Here is a 13,925-nt window from a genome sequence, read left to right as displayed (position 1 = left end):
TATAAGGCTTTAAGCCACTTTTTAGCAACTATTTTGTCTACTATGCCCTTTTTAAAAGTTTGTACTGTAAATGCCTATGGTTTAAAGTCCACTTGGCATTGACCTATTCCAAATTCGTAACTATCCCCTTTCTTATATGCAAGAGATATATTATTTATATCAACAAACATAAACTTATCTTCCTCTGGATAGTATAAAACATTTTGATCACATCTAACTGGTAACTTATCCATATAAAACAGGTAAACTAACATATTAGCAATATAATAATCTGTCCTCATCTTATCTATTTCATGTTCTAGTAATAGAACATTAATACCAAAAGAAACTGAACATAATACAGGGATAACACCAATTTTCTTTTTCCATCTAATCTTATATTTAACCTCTTTAGGATAAACTAAACTAGAAGTTAGATTCATATAGCTTAGAATTATCGTTAATGGAAGAAAGCCTGCAAGAACTAAAGCAAGTAAAAATAAGAAAAAGAGGAAGGAAATGATAAGCTGATATAAGTCAGAAAATATATAGGTTCCAATCTGAGTTATTCTGACAATATCATTAGGAATCAAATAGTAAAAATAATAACCAATAGTTATTATTGTAGAATAGATTAGAGTAATCAATACCCTATTGTTTATTTTATGGTTAGACAATGTATAGAGAATAAGAATATTTATTAAGATAGGGATTGTATATAAGGCAATCGCTTGTGTAATAGTCTCTATACCTTCTATATTTTTTGTAAAAAAATAACTCGTAAAAAAGAAGATAAGCTCAGAGAAAATAATCAATACGACCATACTTGAAAAAGTAATTTTCACCTTTTTTATCAGATTTAATATTGGGACATAAAGAACAACTAAAACTAGTGCCCCAAGAATAATAGTGACAAAAGAAACCTCATTAACTAATAAAAATATTACAAAAAATGAAGTAACGTATTTTATCAATATTTCTGCCATTATATTTTCCTAAAAAAATTGCCCTTGATATGCCCCAAAAAACTTAGATTGACTCAATTCAAGGACTGAGTTCTGTACTCCACAGAGCTCAGTCCTTTTAGTTCTACTCTACACTTATGATTGCAATAATAAATGTACTCGTGAATCACCTTTTCGAGCTCACCCAAGTTCTCAAAACGCTTGCCAAATTAACATTTCGTCTTTAATCCCCTGTCAAACTTTCCATTACCCTCATTATCCAAGCAATTTCCCTTTCTCAACATACTTTGCACAATACCATTTTCCTTCAATATATTTTGGATATCCTTCCATCTAATATTGCCAGCCCTGGGGCAAAATGCAAATTACATCTAATCTAAACTCAGGAGAGTAAATTCATTTTTTACCTAGAATAGCTAACCCATTGATTTGAGAATACGGCTATTTTGGCCTATATGCCCCATAAAAAACCGCTTGTTAAAAACAAGCGGTTTTTTACTCTCTACAAATTACCCTTCACAACTACTACAACTTAAGAGATTGCGGTTAAAGACCTGGGCCGCACTCATGGAGTATTGGTAGTAAATGGACTTAAGCCCTAGTTCTTCAGCGGTGAGGTATAACTGGTTCAAATCCTTGGCCGGGGTGGCGGGGTGAACCATGATGTTGATACTCTGGCCCTGGTCGATGTATTTTTGACGCTGGGCGGCCTGCTGAATCACGCTTAATTGGCTGATTTCTGAGAAGGTTTTGAAGACTTCTTTTTCATGCTCATTTAAGGCTTCTAGGTGCTGGACGGAACCATCGTTAAGTAAGATGCTTTCCCAGGTTTCTTCCGTGTCTAGGCCTTTTTCTTGGAGGAGTTTTTCCAAGAAAGGATTTTTATAAACCGTTTTGATCTTGGCTAGGTCTTTCACATAGTAGTTGGACTTAAATGGCTCGACCGATGGCGAAACGCTGCCCAAAATAAAGCTGCTGGACTTGGTTGGGGCAACCGATAATAAGGTGGTATTCCGGCGGCCGTAACCTTTTAAGATTTCAGGTTCGCCAAAGCGTTGTGCCAGCTCTTGAGAGGCCTTGAGGGTCTTTTCCTGCAAGGTTTTGAAGATCTCATTGTTTTTCTGCATGGCCTGGAAGCTGTCAAAGGCAATGTTGTTGGCCTGTAAGTAGCTGTGCCAGCCTAGGACACCAAGACCTAGGGCACGGTGGCGTTTGGCAAAGCGGTTGGCACGGTGGAGGAAAGGAATTTCTTCACTCTTCTCAATAAATTCGCTCATGACCACGTCCAAGAAGTAGGTTAGCACTTCTGGGGCATCGGTATCCTTCCACTCATCAAAATAGAGCAGGTTCATAGAAGACAGACAGCAGACGAAGCTCTCATCTTCGTTAGATGGCAACATGATTTCGGTACAGAGGTTTGAAGCATGAATGGTCATGTTCAAATCCTTATAAACATCTGGGCGGCCTGCGTTGGCATTGTCCTTAAAGAAGAGGTAAGGAATACCCGTTTCGGTCTTGCGTTGCAAAAGTTTGGCCCAAAGCTGCCGCTTGTAAGGGTCGCCGGCCTTCATAGACTGCAACCAATCGTGGCCTACACACACGCCATAGTACATAAGCTGGATAGGGTTGCCTTCGGTGTGAATATCCAACCATTCATCAATGTCGCCATGTTCAATGTCGATATAGCCAGCAAACTGGCCCTTGCGTGATGTGCCTTGGGAAATAACATCAATCACGGTGTCAAAGAGCTTGCTAAAGTTAAAAGAGCCGTCTGATTTGCCGTTATTTTTAATGGCTGAACCCCGTGGACGGATGTCGCCAAAATAGGCCGAAGTACCGCCGCCAATCTTGCTCATCATGCCCACTTCAGCAGTGGTGACCATGATTTCGTGGATGGAATCGCCAATGTAGCTCCCAAAACAAGAAATAGGCAGGCCACGATCTAAGCCAAAGTTAGACCAAATTGGGGAGGAAAGGGAAAAATAGCCCCGGGCCATATAGTGGAAGAACTTATCCGCATAGCCCACCAGGCCGAGCTTACGTTCAGCGTGTTCAGCAATAAAGCGGATACGATCATGGGCAGTTGTGCCTTCAAGCAGGTAGCCACGTTGTAAAAATAAACGGCTGTCTTCGTTCAGCCAAGCAAAATCTGGGCGGTCGGTATTAGAATAAGTCATCGGCGGTAATCTGTTTCATTTTTTTACTGTAATCGGTACTACGTTTGTTAAAGAAATCGGTTTCTTTGGTGGAAAGGATTTCAATATCAAACCACTCTGTTTCCTTGAGCAAGTCAGGATCAATATTGTGTGGAGGCTCTAAGCCCAAGGCCATTAAGGAATTGTTATAACGGCTCTTAATGTAGTTTTCCACTGTGGCCTTGCTGATAAAGCTCAAGTCACCTTCCTCAAAAATCCAGTCTAGGATGGAGCGTTCTGCCTCAAAGGCCTGGCTGGAAAGTTGCTCTAATTCCACATAAAATTCTGGCGTAAACAACTCACTGTGTTCATCACGCAAAATCTCATAGAGGGCAATCCCGAAACGGCCGTGGATTTCTTCCTCTTTTGAGGTAGCTTCAACCGCATTGGAAATCCCCTTAAAGAGGTTTCTGTGCTTGTTGAAGGACATCATAATAATGAACTGGCCGAAGAGGGAAATATGCTCCACAAAGAGAGAGAACAAGACCAAGGAAAGCACAAACTGGCCCTTGCCGGCATCTTTTTCCCGCATGAAGTCTTCCATATAACGAATACGGTTCATAAGCGGCTCAATGTCGTGGATTTGGGTAAACATCTCGTTTAGGCCCAATTTTTCCAGCAAGAAGGAATAGGCATCCTTATGGCGAACCTCACTTTCAGCGAAGGTGCCGCCCACATCGTCCATTTCTGGTTTAGGGAAGTAGCGATAAAGCTCGCCCCAGAAACGCTTCACGTTCACCTCTACCTGGGAAATGGCCAACATGGCACGGGTCAGCACATGGCGTTCGTGATCGTTGATATTTGTGCGGTAGTCTTGAATATCGCCTGTGAAATTGAATTCGGTATGCAGCCAGTAGGAATGGCGGATGGCATCTTTAAATTCAAGCAGTTCAGGGTATTCGTAAGGCTTAATTTGAATGCGTTTTTCGAATAGATTTCTGGACATAATGCTTCGGGATTTAAGGTAAATTGCTATAATTGGGTCAGTATTCTAGCCATATTTTTTTGTCTTTCAAGCCCTTGACAAATCACCCTTTGCGATTCGCTCGTAGTAAGTGTTTGAAAGATCAGATAGTTTTTTTTCAGATTTTTTTGTAAAGTTTTGCCATCCCCCAGCCCTGCTTCTGCTATGCTGACAGTCGCTAAAAAAATAGCTGAATAAGCCCCTTATTGATAGGAAAGAACAAATGATCACTCCTTTTATTTACCCTCATGCCCATTTGATTGCGGGCGTGGATGAGGTCGGACGAGGCCCCCTGGTGGGGGCTGTGGTTACGGCTGCTGTTATCTTAGACCCTAATCAGCCCATTGAGGGCTTGGCCGATTCCAAAAAGCTGTCGGATAAAAAACGCCAACTGCTGGCCCAAGAAATCAAGGACAAGGCCCTGGCCTGGAGCCTGGGCAGGGCTGAACCTGAGGAAATTGATGAGCTTAACATTCTACAGGCCACCCTGCTGGCCATGCAGCGAGCAGTTGCAGGCCTTGCCATTCAGCCTGATTTTGTCTTGGTGGATGGCAATCGAGTGCCAGAATTGGCCATGCCTGCCCAGGCTGTGGTCAAGGGCGATAGTTTGGTGGCTGAAATCAGTGCGGCTTCGATTTTGGCCAAGGTGGCCCGAGATGCCGAAATGGAGGCCTTAGATAAGGACTTTCCACACTATGCCTTCGCCCAACACAAGGGCTACCCAACCAAACTCCACCTAGAAAAACTGGCAGAATTTGGGGCGACACCCTTTCACCGCAAGAGTTTTGGACCGGTGGCCAGGGCCTTGCTCAAGCAGTCTGGATAAAGCAAAAAAGCAGGCCAGGCCTGCTTTTTGCACCCACAAGCGGTCAGTTTTTTGCAAAAACCTGCAAATTTCTGACCGCTTGTTTTAGCTAGACATCATAGGTGGTTGAAGCAGTGTTACCGCCACGGCCTGTCCAGTTGGTGTGGAAGAACTCGCCGCGTGGTTTGTCGGTGCGTTCGTAAGTATGCGCACCGAAGTAGTCACGCTGGGCCTGGAGCAGGTTAGCTGGCACACGTTCTGAGGTGTAGCCGTCTAAGAAGGTGATGGCAGAGGCCATACACGGCATTGGAATGCCCACTTCAATCGATTTAGCCACCACCTTACGCCAGTCGCCAAGTGCATTTTCTAAAATGCCCTTGAAGTATGGGTCTGACCCCAAGAAAACCAAATCTGGGTTGGTTTCATAGGCATCACGGATGTTGCCGAGGAAGCGGCTGCGGATAATACAGCCTTCACGCCATAAGAGGGCGGTGGCACCGTAGTTGATATTCCAACCGAACTGTTCAGAGGCCTCACGAATAAGCATAAAGCCTTGGGCGTAAGAGATGATTTTTGAAGCCAAGAGTGCCTTACGCACTGCTTCAATCCAGACTTGCTTGTCGCCTTCCACTGGGCTGATGGTCTTGTTAAAGAGCTTGGAAGCGGCCACACGTTGATCTTTGAAGGACGAAACGCAACGGGCGAAAACAGATTCGGTAATCAAGGTTAAAGGAATACCGAAGTCTAAGGCGTTAATACCTGTCCATTTACCCGTGCCCTTTTGGCCAGCGGTGTCGAGAATTTTTTCAACCAGCGGCTGACCATCTTCATCCTTATAGCCCAAGATGTCGGTGGTGATGTCAATCAGGTAGCTGTCTAGCTCGGTCTTTTTCCAATCTTGGAAAATGGCCTGCATTTCATCATAGCTGAGGCCCAAGCCCTCTTTAAGGAACTGGTAGGCTTCGCAAATAAGCTGCATATCGCCGTATTCAATGCCGTTATGCACCATCTTGACAAAGTGGCCAGCCCCTTCGCCGCCCACCCAGTCACAGCAAGGCTCACCCTGCTCGGTTTTGGCGGAAATAGCTTGGAAGATAGGTTTCACAAATTCCCAGGCCTCTTGGTTACCGCCTGGCATAATGGACGGCCCGTGGCGTGCGCCTTCTTCACCGCCCGACACACCAGAACCGATAAAGCGAATGCCCTTCTCAGCCAAGGCCTTAACACGGCGGTTGGTGTCTGGATAGTTGGAGTTACCGCCATCAATAATGATGTCGCCCTCTTCCAAGTGCGGTAAAAGTGCCTCGATAAACTGATCGACCACTTCACCAGCCCGCACCATCAACATAACCTTGCGAGGTTTTTCCAATTTGGCAGCCAAATCTTCTAAAGAATAAGCCCCAATCACATTGGTGCCCTTGGCTGGCCCTTCTAAGAACTCATCGACTTTAGAGGTAGTACGGTTATAAGCCACTACCTTAAAGCCCTTGTCGTTCATATTTAAAATCAGGTTCTGACCCATTACCGCTAAACCGATAAGGCCGATATCACCTTTTACTGACATATTGTTTTCTCCTGTTTTATAAAACATTAAATTTACTTAAAAATTCTTTTGGGCTAATTACTTGCACCTTAATATCTAAACATTCAAATAAAAATTTTGATTTTTCAAAATGTTTTTTATCGGCAGTAACATAATATTTTGCCTTTCTGGCATAACATAAATGAGCTACATCAACCAACATATTATTAATAGTGTTTCCATTAGTTATCTTATCTCTCATTTTTTGATTAAAATCTAACAAAAAGTATCCAGCTTCTATTTGTTTATAATCAATTTCCTTATTTGCTTCATTAAAAGACATAATTATATTTAAAGCATCTTTAAAGGAAGAGCAAGATACATCTTGAGAAATCAGAAAATCTAATAAAGGCAAAAGATTTTTAAAAAGATCGCCACCAACATCAATAGTCGAATTCTTATTAAAATCCTTTTTCATTTTTTGAATTATAACTCTAAATTCTTTATATACATTTGGATTGGAAATGTTTAATGGTAAAAAATATATTAACTCTTTTAAGAGCATATCAGATGATTTATTTTTATTAATTATTTCCTTAATGCTATTTGTTTTATTATCATCTTGCCTTTTGAAAAAGGTTCCTTTGATTTCTTCTTTATCATAAAAAGCATTAAGATCCTGTTGAATTATACTCAAATCCTCTAATATATAATTATGTTCAGTTATATTATTTAAATGCACTATGTCTCCTGTATCAAAACTCGGTATAGGCGATAATGCTAGATCTCTTAAGTGAGCATAGGATAAAGGAAATTTATATTTTCTTTTCAATGTATTAAAAACTCTTATGAAATCACTCCAGAAAATATCTGCTGGTTGGTTTTTCATATACTGAAAAATATTTGAATCAAAATATATATAAATATCATCTTTCATCATTTCTTATCTCATAGTATTATTTACTGTACATACTGCAAAGAAAACTGCCGTTTATTGACAATTTCCTCAACTTTGTCTTCTGTTAATCCTGCTTCTAACAATTCCTTTCGTAAATTATCCAAAGAGCGATAAAAGGCTTGGCGGGCTTGTTGTACGCCTTCGACAATAAATTGGGCGTTAAAATCGTCTTTTAGTTCATAAAATTGGATATTAGAGGCACAGAGGGCAAACCACTCAAAACGGGCAGCGACTTCTTGTAGGGCCAGTGTACCGTGGGCTTGTTTTATCCCGACCTCGCTTAGATAAACTGTGCCTTGAATGTTATTGAAGCCGTGTTTTTTCAGAATACGCTGAATATCCGCATAGGCATTCCGCCAGCTGGGATTGTGGTCGTTCCGTTCTAAACAATGTGTATCCATATCAAAAACAATCAATGTGCGATCCATTTTATCTCCAATCTTATCTTCGTTTAATAGCTCCCTCACTACGTTATCTCTTCTGCCAAATCTCCCCTAACCCCTCAAGGCTCAAAGAGGGGAATTATATTATGCAAAATTTGAACTCATCTTTCTTCATTAAGATCTATATTTAGAAAGATAAAACATAAATACTCGCAATCTGATCCCCCTCTTTAGCAAAGAGGGGTTAGGGGAGATTTGGCAGTAGTGAAAACGGAGAAAGGACGTTTTCAATGCTAAATCAGATATGCCTATCAATAAAATTTAATCTAAAGTATTATCATTATATTCAAAGTATTTAGAATCTGAACGATATGTCAAATTTGGCGGATAATAATCACCAATAGTCAAAAAATAACTATTATTTTCACTATAAAATGCATAATCTACATTTCCCCTTCCTGATAATTTTGGCTCTTTAACAATATACATTTCATTGTTGGATATATCATACCTTATCAGAATATTTTTTAAGTTTTCTGGATAATTGCCATTCTTCAGCTTATACTCTTCAAGTATTGAAATAAGATGTTCTGCTCGCAATTTATAGTTTAGCAATAAGTTTTGATTATAATTTTCATTGAATAAATATAATAATGATATCACTAAACCTAGCATCAGAAATTTATATAGACATTTTTTCATTTTATCTTGTTTAAAAGTTTTTTCAATTCATCCTTATCCAAGATCACCTCTCCACTCTCCAAGACCAAAGCAGGAATACCAATATAGCCCTTTTGCTTGGCATCATCAAAGGCGGGGTGTGTATCTCTTAATTTCAAAAAAGCCTTAAAATTTAGACGATCATTAACCATATCCAAGGCTTCATATTCTACCCCTAAAGCCTCTAATTCAGCCAAAAAAGGGGCGGTATCCGGACACCAAGAGGCGTAGTAAACAATCGGTTTCATCTCTTTTTCCTCTATTTACTTAAAATAAAATCAACGGCCATGTCTGAATGGAGCTTGGCAGTATCAAAGAAAGGCAGGGCAGAATCGCCTTGTTCAATCAGCAGGCCAATTTCCGTACAGCCTAAAATCACGCCCTCTGCCCCTTGGGCCTGTAAATCGGCAATGGTTTGCAGGTAGAAGTCCTTGGAGGCGGGTAAGATCTTGCCCACACACAGCTCTTCAAAAATAATGCGGTGGATTTCAGCCTGCACCTCACTAGAGGGAACAAGTGGCTTGATGCCCCGCTCCAATAGGCCGTATTTATAGAAGGCATCGCTCATGGTAAATTGCGTACCCAGTAGGGCAACTTGGCTGAAGCCCTGGGCCTTGATACGGTTGGCGACCACATCCAAAATATGCAGGAAGGGCACATTAATGGCCTCTATAATTTGTGAGGCAACCTTGTGCATGGTGTTGGTGGCAAGCAAAATGCCCTCTGCTCCACTCTGCTCTAAGTCTTTTGCAAGTTTTGCCAAAATTTGGCCCGCTTGCTGCCAGTCGCCTGAGCGTTGGCAAGTGGCAATTTCCTCAAAATCAACACTGGCCAGTAAGAGCTTGGCACTGTGGTTGCCGCCTAGGGCTTGATTAACTGCTCGATTGATTTCCAAATAGTAGGTGGCTGTACTTTCAGGGCTCATTCCGCCCAAAATGCCTAGGGTTTTCATGCCTGCTCCTTACGTTTTTCGGTGATGGACTTACCGCCCAGACCGTAGTTATCCATATCAATTTCATCAATAATGACCACGGTGGTTGCTGGGTTCTTATTGAGCACACGAGCCAAAAGATCGGTTACACCTGCAATTAATTGGGCTTTTTGCTCCACCGTTGGGGCCTCTTTTCCGCCCGTGAGCTTGATATTAACATAAGGCATGGCATTTTCCCTCTTTAAGGCCGCTTGTTAGGCGGCTCGGATTTCGGTTCTAGACTTCTTAAAAGCCAAGGCCACGGTTGCTAAAAGCATCACGCCTGCTACTGCAATATAAAGGGTTTGTTTTTCCCAGCCTGAATCTAGGAGCATACCCGCCACAGTTGGGGCTAAAACGGAACCTGCACGACCGGCACCAATGGCCCAGCCCACGCCGGTGTTGCGGATGTCGGCATCGTAGGTGGCAGGGTTGATGGTGTAAAGGCCGCTGATACAGCCGTTAATGAGGGCGCCGACCACCACGCCTAAAATCATGGCTACGCCTAAGTTATTGGCCGAAAGAATAAAGACCACAATGGCCGCGGATGAAGCCACGGTGAAGAGCATGAGCACGCTTTTGGCCGACCAGCGGCTGGCGATCAGGCCGTAAACCAGCGAGCCACCGGCACCGCCTAGGGAAATCATCATCCCTACATTGATACTTTCTTCCACGGTCATTCCAGCTTCTTTGAGGAGGGCTGGTGTCCAGGAGCTGATAAAGTAGAAGCAGAACATAATGGCAAAGAAAGAAAGCCATAAGAGCAGGGTGGCACGCAGGTATTTTTCGCCAAAGAGTTGGGAAATCGGTAGTTTTGCTTGAGTGTTTTGCACTTGTTCTGGCAGCTCCCAGCGGCCCTCAAAGCCTAATTTATGGGCAATTTTATTTAGGCGTTCTTTAGCATTTTTCGGCTGTTTGGAAGAGAGGTAGTCGATGGATTCAGGCAACCAGATCCATAAGACCACAAAAATGACGGCGGTCATGGCCGCTCCCGCAAAATAGACCGAATGCCAGGTATAGGCTGCTTGCAGGGATTTGGCGATTTGGCCACCCACCATTGCCCCAATACCAAAGCCTGCGGCATAGACGCTGATGGCAAAGCTCCGCCATTTTTTGGAGGAGTATTCGCTGGTAATCACATTGGTGCCCACCAAAATGCCACCCACGCCCAGGCCTGTAATAAGGCGAGAAAAGGCCATGATTTCGGCTGAGGCGGAGAAGCCCGAAATGGTTAAACCAATGCCAGAAAAGGCAACCGATAAAAGTAAAATCGGGCGGCGGCCGAATTTGTCGGCAAGGGGGGCCAGAATCATCGATCCCATTACCATTCCGACAAGGCCCGCACTCACCAACATACCAAACTCGGTCTTGCTAAGGCCAAATTCCTTGGTGATATTGGTGGCCGTAAAGGCAATGGCCAGTACATCAAAGCCGTCTAAAAAGTTCATCACTGCGGCCATCATCACAATGGCCCACTGGTAAGCGCCCATTGGGCTGTTATCAATTTTTTGTCTGAGGTTCATTGGGGTTCCTTAAGTTTCTGTCCGACAGCGACTTCGTCGCAATCGGTTACGAATAAGTCAGGGGCTTTGCCCCTGTTGCATCTTGGAGGGGCAAGGCCCCTCACTTATACGTAACCACGTACGGCTTGCCGTGCGTGGAATAAAAAAGTACACATTATCATTTTATGGTTAGTTTGAGATCACAAATTGTGACCTCAAAATGACCTATCCCTGTTTAAGATCACAATTTGTGACCTTAAAGATTAAGCAAAGCCCCCGCTTCCTGATCCAAATACCAATCCGTCAGTCCATTTTTAGCCTTAATCTTGGCCGCTGGGTAAGGTAAATCTTCCGCAGGTTGGGTTTGGATTTCTTTGAGGATCTCCGCCTTGGAGCTACCTGTTACCAAATAGGTAATACGTTTAGCACCTTCAATCAACTTAGCCGTTTTGGAAATGCGGATCTGCCCTGTTTCAGGGTGTTTAGCGATCACAGCGACATTTTCATCAGCAAAGTTGGTTTGATGGGGGAAGAGGGATGCGGTGTGGCCGTCTGTGCCCATGCCTAAAATAATCCAGTCAAAGGAGAGATTTGGCAAGCAAGCGGTCAATTCTTGCGAAAATCTTGCAAGTTCGGCTTCTACTTCGTTTTCTCCCGAATGCGGTGGATGTTTTCCGCAGGAATTTGAATGTGGTCGAAAAGGAGCTTTTGGACTTCGCCATAGTTGCTTTCGGGGCTTGCCGGTTCCACCATACGGTCATCCCCCCACCAGAAATGCAGGTTCTTCCACTGGATTTCAGTATTAAAAGGGGCTTGGGCCAGGGTTTTAAATAAAAGTTTTGGGGTTGAACCGCCTGAAAGGGAGATATGCACAGGGCGGTTTTCTTGGCTAAGGGCCTTAAATTCTTGGGCTATTTGTTCAACGGCTGCTTGGGCGGTTGGGAAAATTTTGGTGTTCATGTTTGCTTCCTATGTATGTTTAAACTCCCTCCCCCGTTTACGGGGGAGGGCGGGGGTGGGGGATTGAGCGAAGCTCAAGATACAAGCGGATGATTTTTTGAGAATTTTTGCAAATTTTCGTATTTTGCTTTCCGCTTGTTACCTAAAGGCAATCCCCCCACCCTAACCCTCCCCCGCAAGCGGGGGAGGGGATCAAAAAAGATTTAAGTTTTCTTCTTCATCACCCCAGTCGGCTTACGCCAGACTCGGCCGTGCTTGGCAATCAGTTTGTCGGCCTCGGTTGGCCCCCAGGTGCCGGCCTCGTATTCATAAACACGGCCTCGGGCAGCCTTGTAGTCCAAAATCGGTTGAACGAACTTCCAGCAGGCGTGTACCGCATCTGTGCGGGCAAAGAGGGTGGCATCGCCCTTCATGGCATCCAGTAGCAAGCGTTCATAGGCGGTCAAGAGACTTGGGGAGGCTAAGTCTGCATAGCGGAAGTCCATGGAAACTTCCTTGGCCTCAAAGCCTGCCCCTGGTTTTTTGAGGCCAAAACGCATGGAAATGCCTTCGTCTGGCTGAATGCGGATAATGAGCTTGTTCTCTGGGGCATTTTGGCTGAAAACTGGGTGCGGGGTGGTTTTAAAGTGAATCACAACTTCGGTCACCCGGGTTGGCAGGCGTTTGCCTGAACGCACATAGAAAGGCACGCCCGCCCAACGCCAGTTGTCGATTTCACAACGCAGAGCCATATAGGTTTCGGTTAAGGAATCAGCCGGTACGCCCTTTTCTTCCAAGTAGCCCTTGACCTCTTCTCCATCCACCTTGCCTGGGGCATATTGGCCCAAGACCAGGTTGTTTTTCACGTCTTCCGCACTCAAAGGGTGCAGACAGTAAAGCACCTTGGCCACCTCATCCCGCATGGAATCAGCATTAATAATGGCCGGCGGCTCCATAGCCACCATAGCCAGCACTTGGAGCAGGTGGTTTTGGAACATATCCCGCATGGCCCCTGAACCATCATAGTAACCGCCACGATCTTCCACGCCAATGGATTCCGCCCCAGTGATTTCCACATAGTCAATAAAATTGCGGTTCCAAAGGGGTTCAAAGAGGCCATTGGAGAAGCGTAGCACCAAGAGGTTTTGCACGGTTTCCTTGCCCAAGTAGTGGTCGATACGGTAGATCTGGTGTTCTTCAAAGAAGCGGTGGATCTGCACGTCCAGCTCCTTGGCGGTTTTCATGTCGTAACCGAAAGGCTTTTCCACAATGATCCGCTTCCAACCAAATTCCTCAGTATTGAGACCGTGGGCAGCCAGGCATTCTGGGATGACCCCATAAAGACTTGGCGGGGTGGAGAGGTAATAGAGGGTGTTGCCGCCAGTTTGGTAGGCATCATGCAGCTCGTCCAAGCGGGGAACCAACTTGCCGTAGTCCACCGCATCTGAGGTGTTGATGGCTTGGTAATAAAGGTGTTTGCAGAAATTATCTAAACTTTCCCCGCTTGCTTTTTCGTGCTTGATCAGGGCTTCACGCATTTTTTCACGGAAGCTCTCGTCTGTTAGCTCCGAACGGGCCACGCCCAAGACGGAAAAATGCTCGGTAAGTTTGCCGATTTTGTAAAGGTTATAGAGGGCAGGAATCAGTTTGCGGTGGGTTAAGTCGCCAGAGGCGCCGAAAATGACGATACAGTTGTTATCTGCGATGCTATTCATTATTTATTTTAATCCAAGAAATGTGAAAAATTTGTGACTATTTTGACCTAAAGCGTTGGACTTCTCAACAAAAATATCAAGGCGCTAAAGGTATTCTTTAAGCAAGCGGGGAAAGTTTTGTAAATATTTGCAAATTTTTGTGATTTTTAGGCCGCTTGTCGGATCACTTGGCTCTATTCTTCCCTGCCAATGCCTTTGTTTGCCTGATAGGAATAAGAAAAATCAGCCTGCCCAATCTTTACAAATAACAATAGTTCCTATTTACAAGACTAACTAACAAATGTAAATTATTCGCAATTTACAAATCA

The 13,925-nt window shown here is 43.9% G+C and carries 13 protein-coding genes and 1 pseudogene; 1 reads left to right on the top strand and 13 read right to left on the bottom strand.

Features of this window, described 5'->3' with window-relative positions:
• Positions 1 to 74: 74 nt before the first annotated feature.
• From A4G20_04050 to A4G20_04040, 3 genes are all read right to left on the bottom strand, one after another.
• On the bottom strand, positions 75 to 965 hold the full coding sequence (locus tag A4G20_04050) for a hypothetical protein (protein ID QIW15560.1): 891 nt from the start codon (positions 963 to 965) through the stop codon (positions 75 to 77).
• A gap of 488 nt (positions 966 to 1,453) precedes the next feature.
• A complete protein-coding gene (locus tag A4G20_04045; GenBank protein ID QIW15559.1) occupies positions 1,454 to 3,121 on the bottom strand; it encodes a ribonucleoside-diphosphate reductase, alpha chain in 1,668 nt (555 codons plus the stop codon).
• Positions 3,108 to 4,085, bottom strand: coding sequence for a ribonucleotide reductase (locus A4G20_04040; protein QIW15558.1), 978 nt, complete (start codon positions 4,083 to 4,085; stop codon positions 3,108 to 3,110). Before A4G20_04040 ends, A4G20_04045 begins: the two co-directional genes overlap by 14 nt.
• A gap of 241 nt (positions 4,086 to 4,326) precedes the next feature.
• On the opposite strand from A4G20_04040, the gene A4G20_04035 reads away from it, so the two are divergent.
• Positions 4,327 to 4,929: a ribonuclease HII gene (locus A4G20_04035; protein ID QIW15557.1), complete on the top strand. Its 603-nt coding sequence runs from the start codon at positions 4,327 to 4,329 to the stop codon at positions 4,927 to 4,929.
• Positions 4,930 to 5,017: 88 nt separating this feature from the next.
• Here A4G20_04035 and A4G20_04030 read toward each other — a convergent pair whose 3' ends face one another.
• The 10 genes and pseudogenes from A4G20_04030 to A4G20_03985 form a co-directional block, all read right to left on the bottom strand.
• Positions 5,018 to 6,472, bottom strand: a complete 1,455-nt coding sequence (locus A4G20_04030) for a phosphogluconate dehydrogenase (NADP(+)-dependent, decarboxylating) (protein QIW15556.1) — start codon at positions 6,470 to 6,472, stop codon at positions 5,018 to 5,020.
• A 16-nt stretch (positions 6,473 to 6,488) separates the two neighbouring features.
• Complete coding sequence (locus A4G20_04025) at positions 6,489 to 7,367, bottom strand: hypothetical protein (protein ID QIW15555.1); 879 nt, start codon at positions 7,365 to 7,367, stop codon at positions 6,489 to 6,491.
• A gap of 23 nt (positions 7,368 to 7,390) precedes the next feature.
• Positions 7,391 to 7,816, bottom strand: coding sequence for a virulence factor (locus tag A4G20_04020; GenBank protein QIW15554.1), 426 nt, complete (start codon positions 7,814 to 7,816; stop codon positions 7,391 to 7,393).
• Positions 7,817 to 8,092: 276 nt separating this feature from the next.
• Positions 8,093 to 8,473 (bottom strand): hypothetical protein, encoded by a 381-nt coding sequence (locus tag A4G20_04015; protein ID QIW15553.1) that lies wholly within the window; start codon positions 8,471 to 8,473, stop codon positions 8,093 to 8,095.
• Positions 8,470 to 8,739: a hypothetical protein gene (locus A4G20_04010; protein ID QIW15552.1), complete on the bottom strand. Its 270-nt coding sequence runs from the start codon at positions 8,737 to 8,739 to the stop codon at positions 8,470 to 8,472. Before A4G20_04010 ends, A4G20_04015 begins: the two co-directional genes overlap by 4 nt.
• 11 nt (positions 8,740 to 8,750) lie before the next feature.
• A complete protein-coding gene (locus A4G20_04005; GenBank protein ID QIW15551.1) occupies positions 8,751 to 9,443 on the bottom strand; it encodes an aspartate/glutamate racemase in 693 nt (230 codons plus the stop codon).
• Entirely contained in the window at positions 9,440 to 9,649 is a 210-nt protein-coding gene (locus A4G20_04000; protein QIW15550.1) for a tautomerase, read from the bottom strand. The genes A4G20_04005 and A4G20_04000 overlap by 4 nt, the downstream gene beginning before the upstream one ends.
• 27 nt (positions 9,650 to 9,676) lie before the next feature.
• Positions 9,677 to 10,984: an MFS transporter gene (locus A4G20_03995; GenBank protein ID QIW15549.1), complete on the bottom strand. Its 1,308-nt coding sequence runs from the start codon at positions 10,982 to 10,984 to the stop codon at positions 9,677 to 9,679.
• A gap of 235 nt (positions 10,985 to 11,219) precedes the next feature.
• Positions 11,220 to 11,923 (bottom strand): annotated as a pseudogene (locus A4G20_03990) (6-phosphogluconolactonase).
• 203 nt (positions 11,924 to 12,126) lie between these two features.
• The gene (locus tag A4G20_03985; protein QIW15548.1) at positions 12,127 to 13,617 is read right to left on the bottom strand and encodes a glucose-6-phosphate dehydrogenase; all 1,491 of its coding nucleotides are present in this window, start codon (positions 13,615 to 13,617) and stop codon (positions 12,127 to 12,129) included.
• Between the last annotated feature and the right edge of the window lie 308 nt (positions 13,618 to 13,925).

It is taken from the genome of Pasteurellaceae bacterium RH1A, from assembly GCA_012221805.1.
Lineage (GTDB): Bacteria > Pseudomonadota > Gammaproteobacteria > Enterobacterales > Pasteurellaceae > RH1A.
Note: the sequence above shows the minus strand (reverse complement) of the source record. Positions and strands in the feature narration are given on the sequence as shown.

Coding starts and splice junctions, on each gene's coding strand:
- A4G20_04050 (QIW15560.1), bottom strand. CDS start 965: ATGGCAGAAATATTGATAAAATACGTTACTTCATTTTTTGTAATATTT.
- A4G20_04035 (QIW15557.1), top strand. CDS start 4,327: ATGATCACTCCTTTTATTTACCCTCATGCCCATTTGATTGCGGGCGTG.
- A4G20_04040 (QIW15558.1), bottom strand. CDS start 4,085: ATGTCCAGAAATCTATTCGAAAAACGCATTCAAATTAAGCCTTACGAA.
- A4G20_04015 (QIW15553.1), bottom strand. CDS start 8,473: ATGAAAAAATGTCTATATAAATTTCTGATGCTAGGTTTAGTGATATCA.
- A4G20_04045 (QIW15559.1), bottom strand. CDS start 3,121: ATGACTTATTCTAATACCGACCGCCCAGATTTTGCTTGGCTGAACGAA.
- A4G20_04030 (QIW15556.1), bottom strand. CDS start 6,472: ATGTCAGTAAAAGGTGATATCGGCCTTATCGGTTTAGCGGTAATGGGT.
- A4G20_04025 (QIW15555.1), bottom strand. CDS start 7,367: ATGAAAGATGATATTTATATATATTTTGATTCAAATATTTTTCAGTAT.
- A4G20_04010 (QIW15552.1), bottom strand. CDS start 8,739: ATGAAACCGATTGTTTACTACGCCTCTTGGTGTCCGGATACCGCCCCT.
- A4G20_04000 (QIW15550.1), bottom strand. CDS start 9,649: ATGCCTTATGTTAATATCAAGCTCACGGGCGGAAAAGAGGCCCCAACG.
- A4G20_04020 (QIW15554.1), bottom strand. CDS start 7,816: ATGGATCGCACATTGATTGTTTTTGATATGGATACACATTGTTTAGAA.
- A4G20_03995 (QIW15549.1), bottom strand. CDS start 10,984: ATGAACCTCAGACAAAAAATTGATAACAGCCCAATGGGCGCTTACCAG.
- A4G20_04005 (QIW15551.1), bottom strand. CDS start 9,443: ATGAAAACCCTAGGCATTTTGGGCGGAATGAGCCCTGAAAGTACAGCC.
- A4G20_03985 (QIW15548.1), bottom strand. CDS start 13,617: ATGAATAGCATCGCAGATAACAACTGTATCGTCATTTTCGGCGCCTCT.